Here is an 18,940-nt window from a genome sequence, read left to right on the forward strand (position 1 = left end):
GGTGCCGATCGGATTCCCAGACGACGTGGCCACCGATCGAGGATCGGGACGAGCCGAGGAGGATGCATGGCGACAATTCGAACCCCCAGCCCGGCGACCACGGCGCCGGAGGTGAACCCACCCGGGTACAGCCGTCGACGTGCCCTCGCCGTCCTCGTGATGATCGTCTTCTTCATGATCATCAACTTCGGCGACAAGGCCGTGCTCGGTCTCGCGGCGGTACCGATCATGAACGAGTTCCGGATCGACCGCAGCATGTTCGGACTGATCGCCAGCTCGTTCTACCTGCTCTACAGCATCGCGGGCATCGTCGTCGGCTTCGTCTCCGCCCGGGTCTCCAGCCGGCTCCTGCTGTTCTCGATGGCCATGATGTGGACGGTCGCGCAGATTCCGGTGCTGCTGGTCGCCACGGTCCCGGCCCTGGTGGCGGGACGCGTGCTCCTCGGCGCCGCCGAGGGCCCGGCCACGCCGATGTCGATGCACGCCCTGTACAAGTGGTTCCCGGCGCACAAGCGCGGGTTGCCGTCGGCCCTGCAGATCAGCGGTGCCGCCCTGGGAGTCCTCATCGCCGCCCCCGTCCTGACGTGGCTCATCAGCGATCACGGATGGCGGGCCGCGTTCATCGCACTGGCCGTCGTGAGCGGGCTGTGGGGCATCGCCTGGCTCGCGATCGGCAAAGACGGCCCGTTCGACCGCGACACCCGGCACGGGCACGGCGCCGCGGCCGGCCCGTCGGGCGCGGCCGGCAATCCGAAGATCTGGAAGATCCTGGTGAGCGGCACGTTCCTCGGCAGCGCGGCGAGCGCATTCGGCGGCCACTGGGCGATGGCGGTCAACTCGGCATGGCTCCCCGAATACCTGCACTCCACAATGCAATTCGGTCCTGCGGACGTCGCCGGCGTGATCAGCGCGATCTCCGGCACGAGCCTCGTCCTGCTGCTCACCATCTCCCCGCTGTCCGACCTGCTCCTGCGCAGGGGACTGTCGGTGCGCTGGGCGCACGGGGCCTTGCAGGGCGTCGCCGTGACGATCGCGGGCCTCGCGATGGTGCTCGTCCCGCTCGCGGACGCGTCCGCAATCCGCCTCGTGCTCATCGTGATCGCGTTCAGCGGCTCGGCCGTCGCGTTCCCGCTCCACTACATGACGGCGGCTGCGGTCGTGCCACCGGCCAAGCGCGGCGCCGTCTTCGGCATCCTCGCCGCCACCGGCACCCTGCCCGGGCTCGTCGCCCCGTACCTGACCGGCCGGATCGTCGACGGCGGCGCCACGGTCGTGGCCGGATACGGCACCGCGTTCACCCTCGCCGCCGTCGTCATGATCGCGTGCGGCGTGTATGCCATCGCAGCCATCCGCCCCGCCCACGATGCGCGTCGTCTGACCCGGGTCGGGACGACCGGCACCGCGGACGACGCCACGGCCGGTGCGGTGTGACCGCGCACCGCGGAATGGAAGCGGCCCCGTCGATGCGCACCGGTCCGGATCTCACGTGGGCTCGTGGCCTGACCGATCCCGCCGACGTGCGCCGGTACCTGACGTCTCGCCGCGAGACGATGCCCACCCGGCGCGTGTGGCGCGGCCGCGGCGGCGTGTGGGAGTTGCCCGCCGCACCGACCGACCTGTCCGGGCTTCCCATCGAACGGCTCCGAGGACGGCCGGAGACCTTCAAGCGGATGCTGGAGACGTCCGACACCGACGGCATCGCGGTGGTGCATCGGGGCCACGTCGTCCACGAGTACCACCGGCCGGGCTTCGCGGCACACGATCCGCACCTGACCACCTCGATGACGAAGTCCGTCGTCGGCCTGGCAGCCGCGATTCTCGTGCACGACGGCGTCGTCGATCGGCGGCACCCGGCCTCGCGCTACGTACCCGAAGCGGCAGGCACCGCGTTCGGTGACGCACGCGTCGACGACCTGCTGCACATGAGCACCCGGGTGTCGTACAGCGGCCGGATCTACCACCGTCGCGCCGAGGCGCAGCGCCTGCTCGCCGCGGTGAGCCCGTCCGCGCGCCCCTTCGGATACACGGGGCCGGGCTCGATCCGCGAGCACCTGGCGACGGCCCGGACGACCGGTCCGGCCGGCGCGGAATTCCGTTACGAGAACGGGAATGTCGAAATGGTCGCGGAGGTGCTCCGCCGGGCCACCGGAACCACGCTCGCCGACCTCGTCGGCGAGCTGGTGTGGTCCCGCATCGGCGCCGAGGAGGACGGCTACTTCGTCCTCGATTCCGACGGCACCGAGATGGCGAGCGGCGGGTTCTGCGCCACGTTGCGCGACGTCGCCCGGCTCGGCGAGGTGCTGCGTTGCGGCGGTGCGCTGGGTGGCCGGCAGGCGCTGCCGGCCGCGGTGGTCACAGGCCTCGGGGCCCGCGTACCCACCGGTCCCGGCGCGCGTGTGCGGCCACCGAATGCGTCACCGGACTCACGGTCGACGCTGTCGTACCGCGACTACTGGTGGGTGCTCGACGACCCGTTCGGCTCCTACACGGCCACCGGAATCCACGGCCAGATGCTGTTCGTCTCACCGGGACTCGAGCTGGTGGTCGCTCTCTACGGGTCGCGCGTCGAGTCCCCGTCCGTTCCCGCACCCGCCTTCGTCCTGGCGTGCTATCAGATCGGAGCGCACCTCGGAGCGTTCGAACCCGTGCCCCCGCCGTGACTGTTCCCCCACGGCCCACCTCGGATCGATTCGTGCCGTGCGTTCGCCGCTGTCCTCACAGGGGGATAGTGCGCCTCGGAGGTCGACCGTTGCGCGTCGTCTCGGACAGCTCGTCGAGGGGGACGGAGTGCGGGGAGGCGAACGCGGCGTACTGGGCCTGTCGGCGGAGCCGAGCCGCCTCGTAACGATCTCGCGTGACGTCCGTATTCGGTGTGAAGGGGGGCACGGCAACGGGTTCGCCGGTGTCGTCCACGGCGACCATGGTGAAGTACGAGCTGTTGGTGTGGCGACGTGTTCCGTTTCGGATGTTCTCGGTGTCGACCCGGATCCCGATTTCCATCGAGGTCCGTCCGGTGTAGTTGACCGACGCCGAGAAGGTGACCAGTTCTCCGACGTGAATTGCGTCGCGGAAGAGAACCCGGTCGACGGAGAGGGTGACGACGTAGGTACCGGCGTAGCGGCTGGCGCAGGCGTAGGCGACCTGGTCGAGAAGTTCGAGGAGACTGCCGCCGTGGACGTTGCCGGAGAAGTTGGCCATGTCGGGGGTCATGAGCACCGTCATGCGCAGTGATGCGTTGCCGGAAGTCACAGCGATCCTCCAGGGTGGCCGGGCGAGCCGGAGGCCGAGCGCCGTTGCGCCCATCGCGGGGGACGACCGACGGTACTCGGGTCGACATGCCAGCCGGCCGGGATGCGGCACCAGACGAAAGCCCGGCACTGCGGGACCGGATGCAGAATCCAACGCCGATGCATGCTCACCCCCCACCCGTGGATGTCCTCTGATGGGGGCGAGGCGGCTCCGGATGGGGGCGAGGTCGACGCGAGCAGGGCGCGTGGGTGGAGGGGGAGCGGCACGGACCTGTCGGTGACGACGGCGGCTGCGCCCACTGCGACTGCGAGGTCTTCGATGCCGGGCCGGTCGGGTGCGACGAGCGGGACGAGGACTGCGTGCCCGGCCGAGTTGGCGTTGTCGATGACCGCCTCGCGGGTCCGGCGGTCCCCGATACAGACGAGAACGGCATCTCCGCAACCGACACCGGCCGCGGCGAGATGGTCGACGATGTGGTGCGGCGCGATGCCGTGCCGGGTGGATTCGGTCATGACCAGCTCCTGATCGGGCGTCGAGTGGGTGATGCGACGAGACACCGAGCGGCGTAGGAGGAGGGTCCACTACGCCGCTCGGCGGGTCCGGTCCCGTGGCCGGCGCGCGGTCTATGCGGTGGTGGCAGCGACCGGCGCAGGTGTGGCCGGGTGGGTGTGCAGGTAGTCGAACAGCTGGCGCAGCCCGAAGGACCATGCGGGCAGGGATTCTGTGGCCCCCACCTCGTTGATCAGCGCACCGAGATGTGCGCTACGGATGGTGACGACATCGCCGATCTTGTGGGTGAAGCCCTGCCCGGGCTCCTCGCGATCGGCGACAGGGGCGAAGAGCGTTCCGGTGAAGAGGGCGAAGCCGTCGGGGTACTGGTGGTGATCGCCCATTGTTGCGGCGACCAGTTCCTCGAACGGCCGGCTGATGCGGGCGAGGTTGTTGACGCCCTCCATCCTGAATCCGTCGGGACCGTCCACGCGAAGCCGGATCTCCTCGTTGCGGACCGTCTCAAGACCGAAGTCCCCGTCGAACAACCGGATGAAGGGACCGAGCGCACTCGAGGCGTTGTTGTCCTTCGCCTTTCCGAGCAGCAGGGCGCTGCGGCCCTCGACGTCGCGCAGGTTCACATCGTTGCCGAGCGTGGCGCCGGCCACGGTGCCGACCGAGTTCACGATCAGCACCAGTTCGGGCTCGGGATTGTTCCACGACGAGAACGACGGGATGCCGATCTTCGCTCCGACCCCGACCGAGGACAGCACCGGAGCCTTCGTGAAGACCTCGGGATCGGGACCGATCCCCACCTCCAGATACTGGGACCACAAACCCTCGTCGAGCAGGATCCGCTTGGTCGCGGCGGCCTCGGGTGAGCCCGGCCGCAAGGCGGCGATGCCGCCGCCGAGGGTTCGTCCGATCGAGGCCCGCACCTCGGCGGCGCGATCCGGGTTCCCGGCCGTGCGTTCTTCGATGATGCGCTCGATCATGCTCTCGACGAAGGTCACCCCACAGGCCTTCACGACCTGCAGGTCGATCGGGGCCAGGAGGTGCGGACGGGCCGGATCCTGCACGAGGGAGGCATCAATGAGATCGGAGACCTGCCAGCGGGGTGGCGACTGCGCCGTCACGCTGTCGACGTCGGCGAGGACGGTGGACGACTCGAGCAGTTCGGACACGGTTCCGGCGACTGCATGGAGATCGAAGACACCCCCGTCCCGCACGGCGACGACGCGGGGGCCGCCCGTCTCGACGTCCCACACGCGCCCGATCAATCGCGCCCGGTCGGCGTCCTCGGGCAGGACGTGAGCGTGTGTCATCGCTGCGCTCCCGGCCTTGCCGGACGGTGCCACTCGCCGTCGATCCGCTGTGCGATCCCCCACGGGTTCTCGTCCTGCAACGCCTCGGGCAGACGCGATGTGGGAAAGGACTGGTACGCGACCGGTCGGAGGAACCGGGAGATGGCGGCGGTGCCCACGGAGGTGGTCGTCGATGTCGTCGCGGGGTACGGTCCGCCGTGGTGCTGGGCGTAGCTGACGGTCACGCCTGTGGGCCAGCCGTTCCAGAGCACCCGACCGCTGATGTCGACGAGCACGGCGGCCAGTTCGGTGACGTCGTCGGCGGCTTCGGCCTGCACAGTCGTCGTGAGCTGGCCTTCCAGGAGGCGTGCCAGACCGACCAGTTCCGATTCACCGGCGTACTCGACGATCAGGCTCGCCGGCCCGAACATCTCCTGTCGCAGGAGTTCCGGATGTGCGCGTACGTTCGCGGCCGTGGTGCGCAGCACCATCGGCGACGGCATCGCCGCGAAGTCGCCTTCGACGAGTACCTCGACGCCGGCGGCGGCCCGGACCCGCGTCACCGCCTCGCGGTATCCGTCGTGGAGGCGATCGTTGAGGAGCACGGTCGGCTCGAAGCGGTCGAGGGCGTGCGCCAGCACAGCCGCAACGGATCCGGTGTCACCCGCCGGCACGAACAGCAGCCCCGGCTTGGTGCAGAACTGCCCCATGCCGAGAGTGAAGGACTGCGCGTAGCCGGTGAGAATGTCTTCGCGGCGGCTGTTCCACGCGTTCTCGGTGACGAACACCGCGTTGATTCCACCGAGTTCGCCGTAGAAGGGAATGGGCTCGGGGCGTGCCGCCGCGCGGTCGAACAGGGCGCGGCCGCCACCGGTCGAACCCGTGAAGCCGACAGCCTTGACCAGCGGGTGATCCACCAGCGCCTCTGCTGCGGGTCTGCCGGTCACGAGCCCGAAGAGACCGGCAGGGGCTCCGGCGGCCTCGAGTGCGGCGACCACGACGTCCGCGGTGCGTGCGGCGAGCTCGAGGTGCCCGTCGTGGGCCTTGTGGACGACAGCGCATCCGGCGGCCAGCGCCGAGGCGCTGTCGCCACCCATCACGCTGAACGCGAAGGGGAAGTTCGACGCACCGAAGACACCGACGACGCCCAGCGGCACTTTGACACGGCGGATGTCCGGCCGCGGCCCCATCCCCCACGAGTCGTCGGCATGGTCGATGACGGCGTCGAGATGCTCGCCGCGGCGGACCTCGTCGGCGAACAACCGGAGCTGGAAAGTACTGCGCCGTAGTTCGCCCTGAAGCCGGTCGAGCCCCAGACCGGTTTCCCGCGCAGCGATGTCGACCAGGGCCGGAGCGTCGCCCTCCAGCCCCTCGGCGACGGCCTCGAGCCAGCCGGCGCGGGTGTCCGGGGGGACCGTCCGGGCCTTCTGAAATGCCGCGTGGGCCGCTTCGACCTTCCGGTTCAGTTCCTCGACGGTCGTGTTCACGGCGCCACCTCCACTCCGGTCTTCGTGGTGGCCGCGCGTCCGTTCACCTCTCGCCAGCCGGGGCCGGCGGGAAAGACCCAGCGTTCGCGCGACGCGGCCAGCATCTCCGCGCCGATACCCGGCAGGGCCGGCGCGGCGTAACGTCCCCCGACGATCCGGACGGGTTCCGCGAAGTGCTCGTGCAGGTGGTCGACGTACTCGATCATGCGTCCCTCCTGGGAGCCACTGACGGCTGCGTAGTCGAAGAACGAGAAGTGCTGAACGAGTTCGCAGAGCCCGACTCCGCCGGCGTGCGGGCACACCGGCACCCCGAAGCGGGCGGCCAGCAACATGACGGCGATGTTCTCGTTCACTCCGGCAACGCGGGTGGAGTCCAGTTGGAGCACGTCGATGGCCTGGGCCTGCAGCAGCTGCTTGAAGACGATACGGTTCGCGACAGCCTCGCCGGTCGCGACCCGCGTCGGGGCGACACCCTTACGGATGTCGGCGTGGCCGAGGATGTCGTCGGTGCTGGTCGGCTCCTCGATCCAGTACGGGTCGAACTGCGCGAGCTCGTTCACCCGATCGATGGCCTCGGAGACCTCCCACCGTTGGTTGGCGTCGATCGCGATCGGCAGGTCACCGACGGCCTCGCGGGCGAGGGCCAGGCGACGAAGGTCGTCCTCGACGCTCCCGCCGACCTTGAGCTTGATCATGGAGAAGCCGTCGGCGGCTGCCTCCTTGCTGAGACGCACGAGCTTCTCGTCGCTGTATCCCAGCCACCCCGGTGACGTCGTGTAAGCGGGGTAGCCGCCGGCCTGGAGTGCGGCGATGCGGTCCGCCTTGCCGATGCTGCCGCGCTGGAGGAGGTCGAGGGCCCGAGCCGGATCGAGGGAGTCGCGGATGTGCGTGAAGTCGACGACGTCGACGATCTCCTCCGGGGACATGGTGCTCAGCAGCAACCAGAGCGGCTTGCCTTCGCGACGGGCCCGAATATCCCACAGCGCGTTGATCAGAGCGCCGCAGGCCATCTGGCTGACGCCCTTCTCCGGGCCCAGCCACCGCAGTTGCGAGTCGTGGACGAGACGTTTGGATGCGGCGCCGAGATCGAAGATCAGTTCCTCGGTGTTCCGGCCGATCAGCAGCTGGGCGTAGGTGTCGATGGCATGGGTGACGACATCGTTGCCCCGACCACAGGTGAAGACGAAGCCGTGCCCTTCGTCGCCGGCATCCGTGCGGATCGTGACATAGGCGGCCGAATAGTCCGGGTCGACGTTGACCGCATCCGAACCGTCCAGTTCCAGCGACGTCGGGAACCGGACATCGTCGGTCGTGATGGAGACGAGGTGAGACATGGCACTCACTTCCGTAAATCGTATAGGAATCGCCGCAATCATATAGGCAGTGTGGCCCGCGTCAAGCCGCCGGAGATGGATCGGTCACCCCGCCGGGGCCCGAGAGGGGCCCCGAGGCTGGTCGACGGCGAAGAGGACCGGGGCGTATACAGTCGGCATGTCCGAGCGCCCGCCACCTGCCGCACCGCCACAGCGGGCCGAGAAGTGGAGAGAGATGGTCATGGCCCGGCGCGATACGTCCGACGCCCCGAGAGTTCAGCCGAAAGTAGCTGCCGGCGAGGTCTATTCGAAGCTGCGGGACTCCATCGTGGCCAGCGAGATTCCGCCGGGCACCCGAATGAACATCGATGCCATCGCGCGCGACCTGGGCGTCTCACAGACGCCGGTCCGAGAAGCGTTGCAGCGGCTCGAGGGGGACAACCTGGTCGTCTACAGCCCCGGCCGCGGGTACAGCACCACCCCCCTGCTCGACCTTCCCGAACTCCGATCCCTCTTCGAGTTCCGACTGCTCGTCGAGCCCTGGGCAGCACGATCCGCGGCAGTGGATCGGCTCACGAACCCGAGCAGGGCCCTGGACCGGGAGCTCGAATCCTTCGAGCGCCGCGTCGAAGAGGGCGGCGACCTGCGTCAGGACCTCGTCGCCCACGACACCCGCTTCCACGACACCATCCTCGGTGCGGCCGGCAACCCAGTGGTCCAGCACGCATTCGTCCAGACCCACTGCCACCTGCACATCTTCCGGCTCTATCCCGCGGACGTCGACGGGTCGGTCACCGTCGCCGAACACCGGCAGATCTGGGATGCCATCCGTGCCTGCGAGCCGCAGACCGCCGAGCAGGCCATGGCCGACCACATTCGCAACTCCTTCACGCGATTCGCGCAGGCCTTCGACGGCAACATGCCACCCCTGGATGCCTCCGAGACCGCACGGACGCAGAAGGCGCACATCGTCGGTTAGCGCGACGTCCCAGGGGAGACGAGGTCGGACGCCGACGATCGAGGCGTTTCCTCGACGCGTCGATTCCGCCGGCGCCCTTTCGCGACCGGAACGGGAAGCTCCGAGGTGCCGGGTTGCCCCTCCCTGGCCCGCTTGACAGTGACGGCAGTCACCTGATTCCATGTGGCCTATACGATCGCCGGTGTTCCTATACGATCCCGTGCCGCGATCGACCTCACCCCACCTGCCTCATGTTCGAGGATTCGAGGAAACAATGGTCATGTCAGGGAGAACCCCCATGAGTACTGCAGTAGGAAGTGACTCCGAAGTGAAAGCACCTCGGACCATGACTCGAATGCGATGGGCCATCATCTGGCTCGCATTCGTCGGCCTCAGTATCAACTACCTCGACCGGTCGAGCCTGAGCGTCGCGCTGCCGTTCATGGGCGAGGATTTCCATCTCACCGCCACCCAGCAGGGCATGATCTTCGCGGCTTTCTTCTGGGCCTACGATGTGTGCCAGCTCGCCGCCGGCTGGTATGTCGACAAGGTCGGCCCCCGGCGATCGTTCACCATCGCCGCCCTCTGGTGGTCGGTCTGCACCATGGCCACATCCTTCGCGCGGGGATTCGGTTCGCTCTTCGCGGTCCGTTTCCTGCTCGGAGTGGGTGAGAGCCCGGCACCGAGTACGTCCGCCAAGGTGGTCGCCACCTGGTTCCCGAAGAGCGAGCGCGCCTTCGCTACGAGCATCTGGGACTCCGGCTCGCGCGTCGGCGCGGTGATCGCCCTTCCGATCGTCACGCTCATCATCTCCTTCACCACCTGGCACGGCGTCTTCATCATCATCGGCGCTCTGGGTGTCGTATGGGCCTTCGCCTGGTGGAAGATCTATCGGGCCCCTCAGGATCACCCGCGGGTCGGTACCGCCGAACTCGCGCATATCGAGAGCGGCGGCGCACGCGGTGCCGGCAGTGACGACGCGGACGCCGCGAAGCTACCCTGGCGGTCGCTGTTCCGGTACCGCACCATCCTGAGCATGATGTTCGGCTTCTTCTGCCTGAACAGCGCGATCTACTTCTTCATCACCTTCTTCCCCAGCTACCTCGTCAGCGAGAGGGGATTCGATCTCCTGAAGCTCGGAATGTTCGGCGCGCTGCCGGGTGTGTGCGCGGTGGCGTGCGGATGGCTCGGTGGATTCGCCGCCGACCGCGCGGTACGTCGGGGACACTCGGTCACCCGGGTTCGCAAGACCCAGATCGCCGGAGGCCTGGTCGGCGGATCGGTCATCATGTTCGCCGCAGTCGTCCCCGAGGCGTGGATGGCGTTGGCGCTCTTGTCTCTTGCGTACTCCAGCCTGACCGTCGCCGCTACCGGAATCTGGTCGCTTCCGGCGGACGTCGCACCCAGTTCGAAGCATGTCGGGTCGATCGGCGGAATCCAGAACTTCGCGTCGAATCTCGCGGGTATCTTCACGCCGCTCGTCATCGGCGTCCTCGTCGACAGCACCGGATCCTACGTCGCCCCGCTCGCGGTGATCGGCGCAGTGGCACTGCTGGGGGCAGCAAACTACTTGTTCGTCATGGGGAGGGTGGAACCACTGAAGGTCAAGGAGCCCCTGGCGCTTCAGCACTGATCGGAGATCTGCACCGGGCAGCTCTCACACGTCGGCTCCGATGAAAGCGAGATCCCACGACCGTCGGTCGTGGGGTCTCGCTTTCGCGTGGCGAAACCTGCAAGAAGCCGAGAGCCGGGACGTCGTCGGCACAGGGGACGCGGGGAGGCGCGGCCACGACAGTGTCCCCGATGCCGCGTTGTTCGAGTCGCGGCGACGGACGAGTCGGGCCAACCGCGCCCGTCAGCCCTCGCGTTCGAAGGTGACGAGCAGCCCCTCGACCCCGCCCGGGCCGACGCGGCCCTTGATCTCGGCGGAGGTGATGGCCTTCAGGCGCCACCCCTGCCGGGCGTGCTCGTTGAGCAGATCCTCGAGCTTGTCACCGGACATCTTCCCGCCGAGCATCTTCTCGCGGACCTCGACAACCTTGTACGAGTACATCGCATTCCTCATGTCGTGGCGATCGGGAATCAGCGGGAGCGCCGACCTTTCGTATCCTACCCGCGCCCGCGCGGCGCGAGCCGGGCTCGACGACCGAAGGACGGATCCACCCGAGCCCGGCTGCCAGCAAGTTCCCAGCATCCGTCCGGTGTTTCCCGAGCTTCCCTTCGTAGCGTGAACCCCACCGAACCGAGCCGAGAGGACACCGCAATGAGTTCACGCCGGGCGCGTCGCGTTCCGACCGACCCCGAACTCCACGAGCACGACCTGGGCCTGGCCCACGACATCAGGACGATGCTGTCGCGCCGGCGGATGCTGGCCGTCTTCGGCGCGGCCGGCACCGCGGCCCTCGCTGCGTGCTCGACGGGCGGGTCGACGTCCACCTCGGCATCCGCGTCGGCCACCACCACCGCCGCTTCGACGACCTCCGCGACCGCCGCGGGCGAGTGCGTCGCCGCCGCACCACAGGAGACGGCCGGCCCGTACCCCGGCGACGGATCGAACGGGCCCAACGTCCTGATCGAGTCGGGAATCGTCCGCAAGGACATCACCACCAGCTTCGGTGACTACACCGGTACCGCCGAGGGCGTGCCGACCACCATCACCCTGCACCTGCAGGATCTCGCCGCCGGCTGCAGCCCCGGCCAGGGCATGGCCGTCTACCTGTGGCACTGCGACCGCGACGGGCAGTACTCCCTCTACAGCGACGGACTGACGGACCAGAACTACCTGCGCGGCGTGCAGGTCGCCGACGCCGACGGCACCGTCTCGTTCACCTCGATCTTCCCGGCCTGCTACTCGGGGCGCTGGCCGCACATCCACTTCGAGGTGCACGACTCCCTCGAGGTCGCCGTCGCCGGCGACAACGCGCGGCTGACCTCGCAGATCGCCCTCCCCCAGGACATGTGCGAGACGGTGTACGCCGGCGCCGACGGATACGCGCAGAGCACCCGCAACCTGGCGCAGATCAGCCTCGACTCCGACAACGTCTTCGGCGACGGCTGGGACGCCGAACTCGCGACCGTCACCGGCAGCATCGACACCGGCTACGCCGTCGATATCACGGTCGGTGTCGCCGAGAAGTCGGCGAACGTCCAGTCCGATGCGCCGCCGCAGGGCGGGATGGGAGGCGGCCCCGCCGGCCGCCCGGCAGGTCCGCCGCCCGGGCAGTGACGGTCGCTCACTCCACCTTCGTCAGCGACCGCACTGCACCCTCGGACGCACGGCAGTCTTGCCGTCGACGCGCCCGGTTACTTCTTTCCCCCGGGGTTTCTCACGAGCTTCTTGTTGGCAAACTCGTTGAAGCCGAACCGGGCCAGCGATGCCGGACTCCCTCGTCGTCGCGCTGCCCGACACCCACCCGCTGGCCGGCGCGCGCCGGTTGTCGATTGCCCAGCTTGCCGCGGAAAGCTTCGTCTCCCTCCCGCCGCACGAGGGTGCGGTGCTTCCCGACCGGTTGCGGCGGCTCGCGCACGCGGGCGGGTTCGTCGCCGACGTCGTCCAGGTCGCCCCCGATACGCAGACCGCCCTGGCGCTGGTCAGCGCCGAGGTCGGGTGCCACCTGACGTTGGCGTCCGTGGCGAGCAACGTCACCGATCCCCATGTCGTCTTCGTTCCGCTCGACGAGTCGACCCCCGACGTCGACCTACGCGTGGCGTGGCGGCGTGACGACACCAATCCCGCGCTGCACGTGGTGCTGAAGGTGGTGCTCGGGTTCGCCGATGCGGCGAACGGCTGAGGACCGGAAGACCCCGAGCGGCCGCACCGGGCTCGGCGCGATCAACGATGTCGGTGAGGGTGAGTCGATGAAGGCCATGGCCGAGGGCATCACCCTCGGTCGTCGCGTCTCCACCGGTGAGGACGTGGCAGCCTTCGTCTTCTACCTGGCCGGCCCCCGACTCGAACTACATGACGGGCCAATCCGTGCTCATCGACGGCGGCATGCTGTTCGTCCGAGATCCCGACGACGACCCGCTCACCGCCTCGCGGTGCGCGGCGCCGCCGGACCGGTTGCGCCGTCGAACAACCCACAACCGGTCCGACGAAGGGCGCGAGAGAACCGCAGCGCGCATGATGCAACGGCCGCTACTCGCCGGCCAGATCGGCGGAGAGGTCGGAGACATGGACGCCGTCCGGGATCCGGACCTCCTCGACCGGTTCGGGTCTGTCGTCGAACTCGAGCTTCAGCGCGCGGCAGATCGTAGCGTGCATGTCGTACATGCACGTGATGTAGGTGAGTTCCATGATCTCCTGGTCGGACAGGTGAGCCCGGAGCAGGGCGAACACCTCGTCGGGCACCCGGCCGCCACCGAGGACGAGCCCGTCCGTGTAGGCGAGCACGGCGCGCTCGAGCTCCGAGAACCGGTCGCTGATCTGCCAGTGCGGGAGGGCAGCGATCTTCTCTTCGGACATCCCGAGAGAACGCATCTGCTTGCAGTGCTGGGAGAACACGAACTGGCTCCCGCGCGCGTACCCGGCCCTGCCCTGACCGAGCTCGCGCAGCAGCGGGTCGAGACCTGCGTTGCGGTACAACGCGAAGCCCCGTACGGCATGCCGGAACACGGCCGGAGACTGTGCGAACACCGTCCACCAGTCGCCCGGCGTGGCATGAATGGTGCCGTGGTCGACGGCGGGGTCCTTGTCGGCGCCGAACAGCCGGTCGTAGAAGAAGAGGATCTTTTCGTCGGTCACCTCGGCACGAGGGACTTCACGGAGGCGGGGCATGTCGATTGTCCTTTCGGCCGTCGGTCAGGAGGCGCCGGTCGTGCGGCGGTCGGCCGCGGTCTTCGGCTCGTGCACGACGTCTTCCGGAGTGAACTCGCGCGTCCAGCAGGCAAATTCGAGGAGGACGCCGTCCGGATCCTGGAAGTAGAACGATCGGACGAAGGTGCCGTCGTGCACCTCCTTGGCTACGCCGGACGGGCTGTCGTCGTGGTTGAGGACGCGGCTGACCTCGACACCGTCCGCTTGCAGCCGTGCGCGGTACTCGCCGAACAGTTCCGGTGGGACAGCGAAGGCCACGTGGTTCATCGATCCGACCGCACTGGCGAGTTCCCCCTCGTCGGGGCGGCCCTTCGGCGCCGCAACGCCGGGGGCGGCATCGGGTGCGTCCTCGAGCCAGAAGAACGCGAGGGTGTTGCCTCCCCCGCAGTCGAAGAAGAAGTGCTGGCCGAGTCCCCCGGGCAGCTCGACCGTCTTCACCAGGGGCATGCCGAGGGTTCCCGAGTAGAAGTCGATCGTCCGCTTCATGTCGGAGCAGACGAGGGCGAGGTGATTGATCCCGCGGAGTTCGAACTTCGAATTCGATGTGGTCACTGCAATCCTTTCGGGCACTGATTCGGAGAAATCCGGGCAGGAAACGGAGAGAATCAGAGAACAAGGGGTACGAGATGACTTGACAGTCATGTCACCTTCGGGGATAGTCTGACCGTGGCCAAGTCATCTGTCAACACCCCGTCCGTACCCGCGCCGGTCGAGACCCTCACGGCGCGGGGGCGGAAGACTCGTGACGCCCTGCTCGACGCGGCGCGCACCGTATTCGAGACCGTCGGATTCCCCGACACCCGGGTCGAGCAGATCACCCAGGAGGCCAACGTCGCTTATGGCACCTTCTATCGGTATTTCGAGTCGAAGGAACACATCTTCCGCGAACTGAGCACCCGCCTGTTCGAGGATGTACACCGCCGCGAACCGACCGATCCCGACCTGTCCCCCGCGGCACGGCTCGTCGCGGCGAATCGCTCGTACTACAAGGCCTATCGGCGCAATGCACGGCTGATGGCGATCGTCGAGCAGGTCGCGACCATCAACGACGAGTTCCGGGAATTGCGCCACGAGCACCGCTCCCAGCTCATCGAACGGACTTCCCGGGCGATCGCCCGCTGGCAACAGGAGGGACTCGTCCGGCAGTCGCTCGACCCGATACTCGCCGCCCGCGCGATGTCCGCGATGGTCGATCACACCCTCTACCTCTGGCTGATCCAGGGGGAGGCGGCGGACGAAGAGGCACTGCTGAGCACCCTCGACCAGATGTGCCTGGGCGCCCTGGGACTGGAATCCGATTCCCCCTGACATCCCATCCGCAGCACCGAGGAGAACCACCTTCGCATGTTGGATCTCGCAGACCGATTCTTCGCCGCCGTCCGAGCCGGTGACGTGGAAACACTGACAAACCTGTATGCGCCGGACGCGCGCATCTGGCACAACGACGACGGCCGCGAGCAGACCGTCGAGGAGAACCTGCGCGTGTTGCGCTGGCTCACCCGCACGCTCGAGGACTTCCGTTACGAGGACGTCCGCCGCGACGCGGTTCCGGACGGCTTCGTACAGCAGCACGTGGTGCGCGGGGCCCTGCCGGGACACGGTCCGCTCGAAGTTCCTGCCGCACTGTTCGTCCGGGTCGTGGACGGACGGATCACCCGCATCGACGAGTACGTCGACTCCGCCGCCATCCGACCGCTGCACGAGACGACCGACACGACAACGAAGGGAAACGGGGCATGACCACCAATCATCCCGAGGGCCACATCGCAGACCTGTGCGCCCGCATGCGCTCGTTCATCGACAACCAGGTGATTCCTGCCGAGCCGGTCCTCGCGCGCGAGGACGACGACGCCCGCAAGGCACTCGATCAGCTGCGCACGCAGGCAAAAGAGCTCGGTCTGTGGGCCTTGGGCCACCCGGCGGACGTCGGGGGTGGTGGTGTGCAGTTCCTCGATTTCGTATACCTCAACGAAATCATCGGCCGGTCCGAGTTCGGGCAGCTCGCCGTCGGGTCCGTGTCCATGCAGGACACCTTGATGCTGCGCAAGCACGGCACCGAGGAACAGCGGGAACGATGGATCCCGCCGCTCGTCGCCGGCGAGTTCCTGCCCTCGGTGGGACTCACGGAGCCGGAGGTCGCCGGCTCCGATCCGACCCTGATCACCACCCGCGCGGAGCTCGACGGGGACACCTGGGTCATCAACGGGCACAAGTGGTTCACGACGGGAGTCAAAGACGCGGGCTACTGCACCGTCTTCGCGCGCACCGAGCCCGAGGACGTGCCCCGCCACTCCCGGATCAGCGCGATCATCGTTCCGACCGACACCCCCGGTTTCGAGATCCTCCGCTCGATCCCGACGATGGGCCACGATCCCAGCGACCACTACGAGGTCCGTCTCTCCGACGTGCGGGTGCCTGCCGAGAACCTGCTCGGCGAGCGCGGCAAGGGGTTTGCCGTCGCGCAGGACCGCCTCGGACCCGGGCGCATCTTCCACGGCATGCGCTGGCTCGGTCAGGCGCAGCGGGCCTACGAGCTCATGTGCGAGCGGGCCAACACCCGCTACGTGCACGGTTCTCTCCTGGCAGAGAAGGGCGAGGTCCACCGGTACATAGCGGAATCCGCCGCGCAGATCCACGCTGCCCGGCTGATGACACTCGATGCCGCCCGCGCGATGGACTCCGGCGACGATGCACGCATCCGGATCGGGCTCGTCAAGTTCTGGTGTGCACGGATGCTGCACGACGTCGTCGACCGCGCCATCCAGGTGCACGGAGCGCTCGGGCTGACCGCCGACACGCCGTTGGAGCGGATGTATCGGCAGGCCCGGTACGCCCGCATCTACGACGGCCCCGACGAGGTCCACCGCATGTCCACAGCTCGCAAACTGTTGCGCGACCCGGGCGCGGCGCCGTGGCTGTGACCGAGGCTTCCTCGTCACTGGGTGACGGGATCCGAGCAATCCTCATCGAGGTGCGCGGCGAGAACGTCTCGGTCGGCGAACCCCGACAGCTGACCGGCGGCGCGAGCCGCGAGGTGTGGTCGGCGCAGGCAACCGATGCCGCGGGCAACCCCCTGCCCGTAGTCCTCAGGCGTGATCCCCCCGGGCACGGCGACGCACAGCGGATGCGCGCGGAGACGGCATGCCTGCGCGCCGCCGCCGCCGCCGGTGTGCCGGTACCCGCTGTCCTTGCCAGCGGTGACACCGCCCCCGGCATCGATGCCCCCTTCCTGCTGATGGAAAGAGTGGCCGGCGAGTCGATTCCCCGGAAGATCCAACGGGATCCGGCGCTCGCCGAAATGCGGGAGCGGCTGGCCGAGAAGATGGGATTCGTGCTGGGACAGATCCACAGCAGCGCTGTCGGAGCCCTCACGATGCTCGACACCAGAGACCCGATCGACGTGCTCGAGTCCGTCTATCGGGCTCTCGACGACCCGCGCCCGGCGGTCGAAATCGGGCTGCGGTGGCTTCGGGACCATCGGCCTTCGCGCCGACCGGCCACTCTCGTGCACGGCGACTTCCGCCTCGGCAACCTTCTGGTCGACGACACCGGAATCCGGGGCGTCCTCGACTGGGAGCTCGCCCATCTGGGCGATCCGATCGAGGACCTCGGATGGCTTTGCGTCCGGGCATGGCGGTTCGGTGCCGAACTCCCGGTCGCCGGTGTGGGGACCCGCGAGCAGTTGCTCGACGGCTACGAGAAGGCGACGGGTGAGCGGCCTTCGACGGCAGAGCTGCACTGGTGGGAGACCTACGGCACCCTGCGGTGGCTGGTGCTCAGCCGGTTCCAGGCGCAGCGGCATTTCGGCGGCGCCGAGCGCTCGCTCGAACTCGCCGCGATCGGCCGCCGGGTCTGCGAATCCGAATACGACCTGCTCCTGATCCTCGATCTGCTCGACGACGAGCCACCGGCGGCACCTGCTCCGCCGGCCGAGTCGCTGCACGACCGCCCGAGCCTGGCCGAGATTCTCGAGCTCGTCTCCTGGACGCTCACCGACGAAATCGGTCCGGCACTCGACCGGACGCAGGACCGGGAGCGCTACCTGCTGCGGATCTGCGTCAACCTCCTGGGCACGGCGCGTCGGGAACTCGACTCCGGCGACAGCACCGTGCTCGGGGACCTGTTGACCGAAGTCGGCTGCGCCACCGAGGCCGAGCTCGCAACCGCGCTTCACCGGGGAACGCTCTCGTACACCGACCCCCTTGTGCGTCGAGCCGTCTCGACAGCGGTCCTGGCCCGTCTGCGCGTCGCCAATCCACGCCACCTCACCACGTGATCGAAAGCGATTCCATGTCAGATTTTCTCGGATCACCGACCCCTACCAGACCACGGCTGCGCCAACTGCTGGACAGCGCGGCACCGGTCCTGGCGCCGGGGGCCTACGACAGCCTGTCCGCGCGCCTGGTCGAGGCCGCCGGGTTCGATGCGGCGTACATGACCGGCTTCGGCACCTCTGCGAGTCTGCTCGGTCGCCCCGACGTCGGATTGCTCACCGCTACGGAGATGACCGACAACGCCCGCCGCATGGCTGCTGCCGTCGACGTCCCGTTGATCGCCGATGCCGATACCGGGTACGGCAACCCTCTCAACGTCATTCGCACCGTCCGCGACTACGAGAGGGCCGGTGTCGCGGCCATCCAGCTCGAGGATCAGGTCGCTCCCAAGCGATGCGGCCACATGGAGGGCAAGGCGGTCGTCCCGGTCACCGACATGGTGGCCAAGCTGGAGGCGGCCGTCGCGGCCCGCACCGATCCGGACCTCCTGATCATCGCTCGGACCGACGCCGCGGCCGTCGACGGGCTGGACGCGGCAATCGATCGCGCCCTGCGCTACGCGGACGCCGGCGCCGACCTGTTGTTCGTGGAGGCTCCGGCCAGCATCGACGAGGTGCGTGCGGTGGCGACCCGGTTGAAGGGACATCGCCTGGTGTTCAACTGGGTAGAAGGCGGGCGCACTCCGCCGGTGCCGCTGGATGTGCTGGGCGAGCTGGGATTCGCTCTTGTGCTGTTCCCGATCGGCGCGCTGCTGGCCGCTACGAGGTCGATCCAGGACTTCCTGGCCACGATCGTGCGCGACGGGACCCCGGCGGCGGCGTTGTCGCGCCTGCCCTCCTTCGACGAGTTCACCGGGTTCATCGGACTGTCCGAGGTGAACGAACTCGGTTCCCGTTTCGCCGATCGCTGAGCCGGAAGGGTTCGCCTGGCCACATGGCCAGGCGGGCTTTTTCGGTACCGATCGCACCGGGCGACAGCCGGAGACCACTAACACCGCAGCGACGGACGGGCACCCTAGATCCTGATCGAGGGTGCCCGTCCGTCGCCGGT

19 protein-coding genes are annotated in these 18,940 nt (G+C 68.3%); 11 read left to right on the plus strand and 8 right to left on the minus strand.

The window, feature by feature from the left end; translation table 11 throughout:
• Positions 1 to 66 precede the first annotated feature (66 nt).
• Both G6039_RS13400 and G6039_RS13405 read left to right on the plus strand, forming a co-directional pair.
• On the plus strand, positions 67 to 1,431 hold the full coding sequence (locus tag G6039_RS13400; protein WP_043798483.1) for an MFS transporter: 1,365 nt from the start codon (positions 67 to 69) through the stop codon (positions 1,429 to 1,431).
• Positions 1,432 to 1,463: 32 nt separating this feature from the next.
• Entirely contained in the window at positions 1,464 to 2,660 is a 1,197-nt protein-coding gene (locus G6039_RS13405; protein WP_043798717.1) for a serine hydrolase domain-containing protein, read from the plus strand.
• A gap of 55 nt (positions 2,661 to 2,715) precedes the next feature.
• Here G6039_RS13405 and G6039_RS13410 read toward each other — a convergent pair whose 3' ends face one another.
• The 5 genes from G6039_RS13410 to G6039_RS13430 all read right to left on the minus strand — a co-directional run bounded on the left by G6039_RS13410 (position 2,716) and on the right by G6039_RS13430 (position 7,863).
• Positions 2,716 to 3,222 carry an acyl-CoA thioesterase gene (locus G6039_RS13410; protein WP_051446021.1) on the minus strand — a complete coding sequence of 169 codons (507 nt, stop codon included), beginning with the start codon at positions 3,220 to 3,222 and terminating at the stop codon, positions 2,716 to 2,718.
• 23 nt (positions 3,223 to 3,245) lie between these two features.
• The gene (locus G6039_RS13415) at positions 3,246 to 3,761 is read right to left on the minus strand and encodes a hypothetical protein (protein ID WP_043798488.1); all 516 of its coding nucleotides are present in this window, start codon (positions 3,759 to 3,761) and stop codon (positions 3,246 to 3,248) included.
• Between the two features lie 111 nt (positions 3,762 to 3,872).
• Positions 3,873 to 5,063, minus strand: a complete 1,191-nt coding sequence (locus tag G6039_RS13420) for a fumarylacetoacetate hydrolase family protein (protein WP_043798719.1) — start codon at positions 5,061 to 5,063, stop codon at positions 3,873 to 3,875.
• Positions 5,060 to 6,529 (minus strand): aldehyde dehydrogenase (NADP(+)), encoded by a 1,470-nt coding sequence (locus tag G6039_RS13425; protein WP_043798490.1) that lies wholly within the window; start codon positions 6,527 to 6,529, stop codon positions 5,060 to 5,062. The genes G6039_RS13420 and G6039_RS13425 overlap by 4 nt, the downstream gene beginning before the upstream one ends.
• Positions 6,526 to 7,863 (minus strand): enolase C-terminal domain-like protein, encoded by a 1,338-nt coding sequence (locus G6039_RS13430; RefSeq protein ID WP_043798501.1) that lies wholly within the window; start codon positions 7,861 to 7,863, stop codon positions 6,526 to 6,528. Before G6039_RS13430 ends, G6039_RS13425 begins: the two co-directional genes overlap by 4 nt.
• A gap of 157 nt (positions 7,864 to 8,020) precedes the next feature.
• On the opposite strand from G6039_RS13430, the gene G6039_RS13435 reads away from it, so the two are divergent.
• Complete coding sequence (locus G6039_RS13435) at positions 8,021 to 8,821, plus strand: GntR family transcriptional regulator (RefSeq protein ID WP_231385949.1); 801 nt, start codon at positions 8,021 to 8,023, stop codon at positions 8,819 to 8,821.
• 199 nt (positions 8,822 to 9,020) lie between these two features.
• Positions 9,021 to 10,433 (plus strand): MFS transporter, encoded by a 1,413-nt coding sequence (locus G6039_RS13440; protein WP_231385950.1) that lies wholly within the window; start codon positions 9,021 to 9,023, stop codon positions 10,431 to 10,433.
• Between the two features lie 222 nt (positions 10,434 to 10,655).
• Here the strand turns inward: G6039_RS13440 and G6039_RS13445 are convergent, their stop codons facing one another.
• Positions 10,656 to 10,853, minus strand: a complete 198-nt coding sequence (locus G6039_RS13445) for a DUF4177 domain-containing protein (protein ID WP_006935226.1) — start codon at positions 10,851 to 10,853, stop codon at positions 10,656 to 10,658.
• A 210-nt stretch (positions 10,854 to 11,063) separates the two neighbouring features.
• Here G6039_RS13445 and G6039_RS13450 point away from each other — a divergent pair, with 210 nt between their 5' ends.
• Positions 11,064 to 12,026, plus strand: a complete 963-nt coding sequence (locus G6039_RS13450) for an intradiol ring-cleavage dioxygenase (RefSeq protein WP_043798503.1) — start codon at positions 11,064 to 11,066, stop codon at positions 12,024 to 12,026.
• A 148-nt stretch (positions 12,027 to 12,174) separates the two neighbouring features.
• Positions 12,175 to 12,591 carry a LysR family substrate-binding domain-containing protein gene (locus tag G6039_RS13455; RefSeq protein WP_006935224.1) on the plus strand — a complete coding sequence of 139 codons (417 nt, stop codon included), beginning with the start codon at positions 12,175 to 12,177 and terminating at the stop codon, positions 12,589 to 12,591.
• 347 nt (positions 12,592 to 12,938) lie between these two features.
• On the opposite strand, the gene G6039_RS13465 is transcribed toward G6039_RS13455, so the two are convergent.
• Both G6039_RS13465 and G6039_RS13470 read right to left on the minus strand, forming a co-directional pair.
• Positions 12,939 to 13,577, minus strand: coding sequence for a carboxymuconolactone decarboxylase family protein (locus tag G6039_RS13465; protein ID WP_006935223.1), 639 nt, complete (start codon positions 13,575 to 13,577; stop codon positions 12,939 to 12,941).
• 24 nt (positions 13,578 to 13,601) lie between these two features.
• Positions 13,602 to 14,168, minus strand: coding sequence for a VOC family protein (locus tag G6039_RS13470; protein ID WP_006935222.1), 567 nt, complete (start codon positions 14,166 to 14,168; stop codon positions 13,602 to 13,604).
• Positions 14,169 to 14,282: 114 nt separating this feature from the next.
• On the opposite strand from G6039_RS13470, the gene G6039_RS13475 reads away from it, so the two are divergent.
• From G6039_RS13475 to G6039_RS13495, 5 genes are read left to right on the plus strand one after another with little or no spacing between them, the layout of a single operon-like run.
• The gene (locus tag G6039_RS13475; protein ID WP_043798504.1) at positions 14,283 to 14,924 is read left to right on the plus strand and encodes a TetR/AcrR family transcriptional regulator; all 642 of its coding nucleotides are present in this window, start codon (positions 14,283 to 14,285) and stop codon (positions 14,922 to 14,924) included.
• Between the two features lie 36 nt (positions 14,925 to 14,960).
• Positions 14,961 to 15,356 carry a nuclear transport factor 2 family protein gene (locus G6039_RS13480; RefSeq protein WP_029545863.1) on the plus strand — a complete coding sequence of 132 codons (396 nt, stop codon included), beginning with the start codon at positions 14,961 to 14,963 and terminating at the stop codon, positions 15,354 to 15,356.
• Positions 15,353 to 16,537, plus strand: coding sequence for an acyl-CoA dehydrogenase family protein (locus tag G6039_RS13485; RefSeq protein WP_029545865.1), 1,185 nt, complete (start codon positions 15,353 to 15,355; stop codon positions 16,535 to 16,537). The genes G6039_RS13480 and G6039_RS13485 overlap by 4 nt, the downstream gene beginning before the upstream one ends.
• Positions 16,534 to 17,892 (plus strand): phosphotransferase family protein, encoded by a 1,359-nt coding sequence (locus G6039_RS13490; protein ID WP_043798508.1) that lies wholly within the window; start codon positions 16,534 to 16,536, stop codon positions 17,890 to 17,892. The genes G6039_RS13485 and G6039_RS13490 overlap by 4 nt, the downstream gene beginning before the upstream one ends.
• Before the next feature lie 14 nt (positions 17,893 to 17,906).
• Entirely contained in the window at positions 17,907 to 18,800 is an 894-nt protein-coding gene (locus tag G6039_RS13495) for an isocitrate lyase/PEP mutase family protein (protein ID WP_051446022.1), read from the plus strand.
• Positions 18,801 to 18,940 lie beyond the last annotated feature (140 nt).

The sequence above is a fragment of the Rhodococcus aetherivorans genome (assembly GCF_011058165.1).
GTDB classification, from domain to species: domain Bacteria; phylum Actinomycetota; class Actinomycetes; order Mycobacteriales; family Mycobacteriaceae; genus Rhodococcus; species Rhodococcus aetherivorans.

Bases quoted from the DNA above. Each gene is read 5' to 3' on its own strand.
- G6039_RS13450 (WP_043798503.1), top strand. From the start codon at position 11,064: ATGAGTTCACGCCGGGCGCGTCGCGTTCCGACCGACCCCGAACTCCAC.
- G6039_RS13410 (WP_051446021.1), bottom strand. From the start codon at position 3,222: ATGACGGTGCTCATGACCCCCGACATGGCCAACTTCTCCGGCAACGTC.
- G6039_RS13415 (WP_043798488.1), bottom strand. From the start codon at position 3,761: ATGACCGAATCCACCCGGCACGGCATCGCGCCGCACCACATCGTCGAC.
- G6039_RS13455 (WP_006935224.1), top strand. From the start codon at position 12,175: ATGCCGGACTCCCTCGTCGTCGCGCTGCCCGACACCCACCCGCTGGCC.
- G6039_RS13430 (WP_043798501.1), bottom strand. From the start codon at position 7,863: ATGTCTCACCTCGTCTCCATCACGACCGACGATGTCCGGTTCCCGACG.
- G6039_RS13485 (WP_029545865.1), top strand. From the start codon at position 15,353: ATGACCACCAATCATCCCGAGGGCCACATCGCAGACCTGTGCGCCCGC.
- G6039_RS13420 (WP_043798719.1), bottom strand. From the start codon at position 5,063: ATGACACACGCTCACGTCCTGCCCGAGGACGCCGACCGGGCGCGATTG.
- G6039_RS13480 (WP_029545863.1), top strand. From the start codon at position 14,961: ATGTTGGATCTCGCAGACCGATTCTTCGCCGCCGTCCGAGCCGGTGAC.
- G6039_RS13465 (WP_006935223.1), bottom strand. From the start codon at position 13,577: ATGCCCCGCCTCCGTGAAGTCCCTCGTGCCGAGGTGACCGACGAAAAG.
- G6039_RS13495 (WP_051446022.1), top strand. From the start codon at position 17,907: ATGTCAGATTTTCTCGGATCACCGACCCCTACCAGACCACGGCTGCGC.
- G6039_RS13405 (WP_043798717.1), top strand. From the start codon at position 1,464: ATGCGCACCGGTCCGGATCTCACGTGGGCTCGTGGCCTGACCGATCCC.
- G6039_RS13435 (WP_231385949.1), top strand. From the start codon at position 8,021: ATGTCCGAGCGCCCGCCACCTGCCGCACCGCCACAGCGGGCCGAGAAG.
- G6039_RS13400 (WP_043798483.1), top strand. From the start codon at position 67: ATGGCGACAATTCGAACCCCCAGCCCGGCGACCACGGCGCCGGAGGTG.
- G6039_RS13445 (WP_006935226.1), bottom strand. From the start codon at position 10,853: ATGTACTCGTACAAGGTTGTCGAGGTCCGCGAGAAGATGCTCGGCGGG.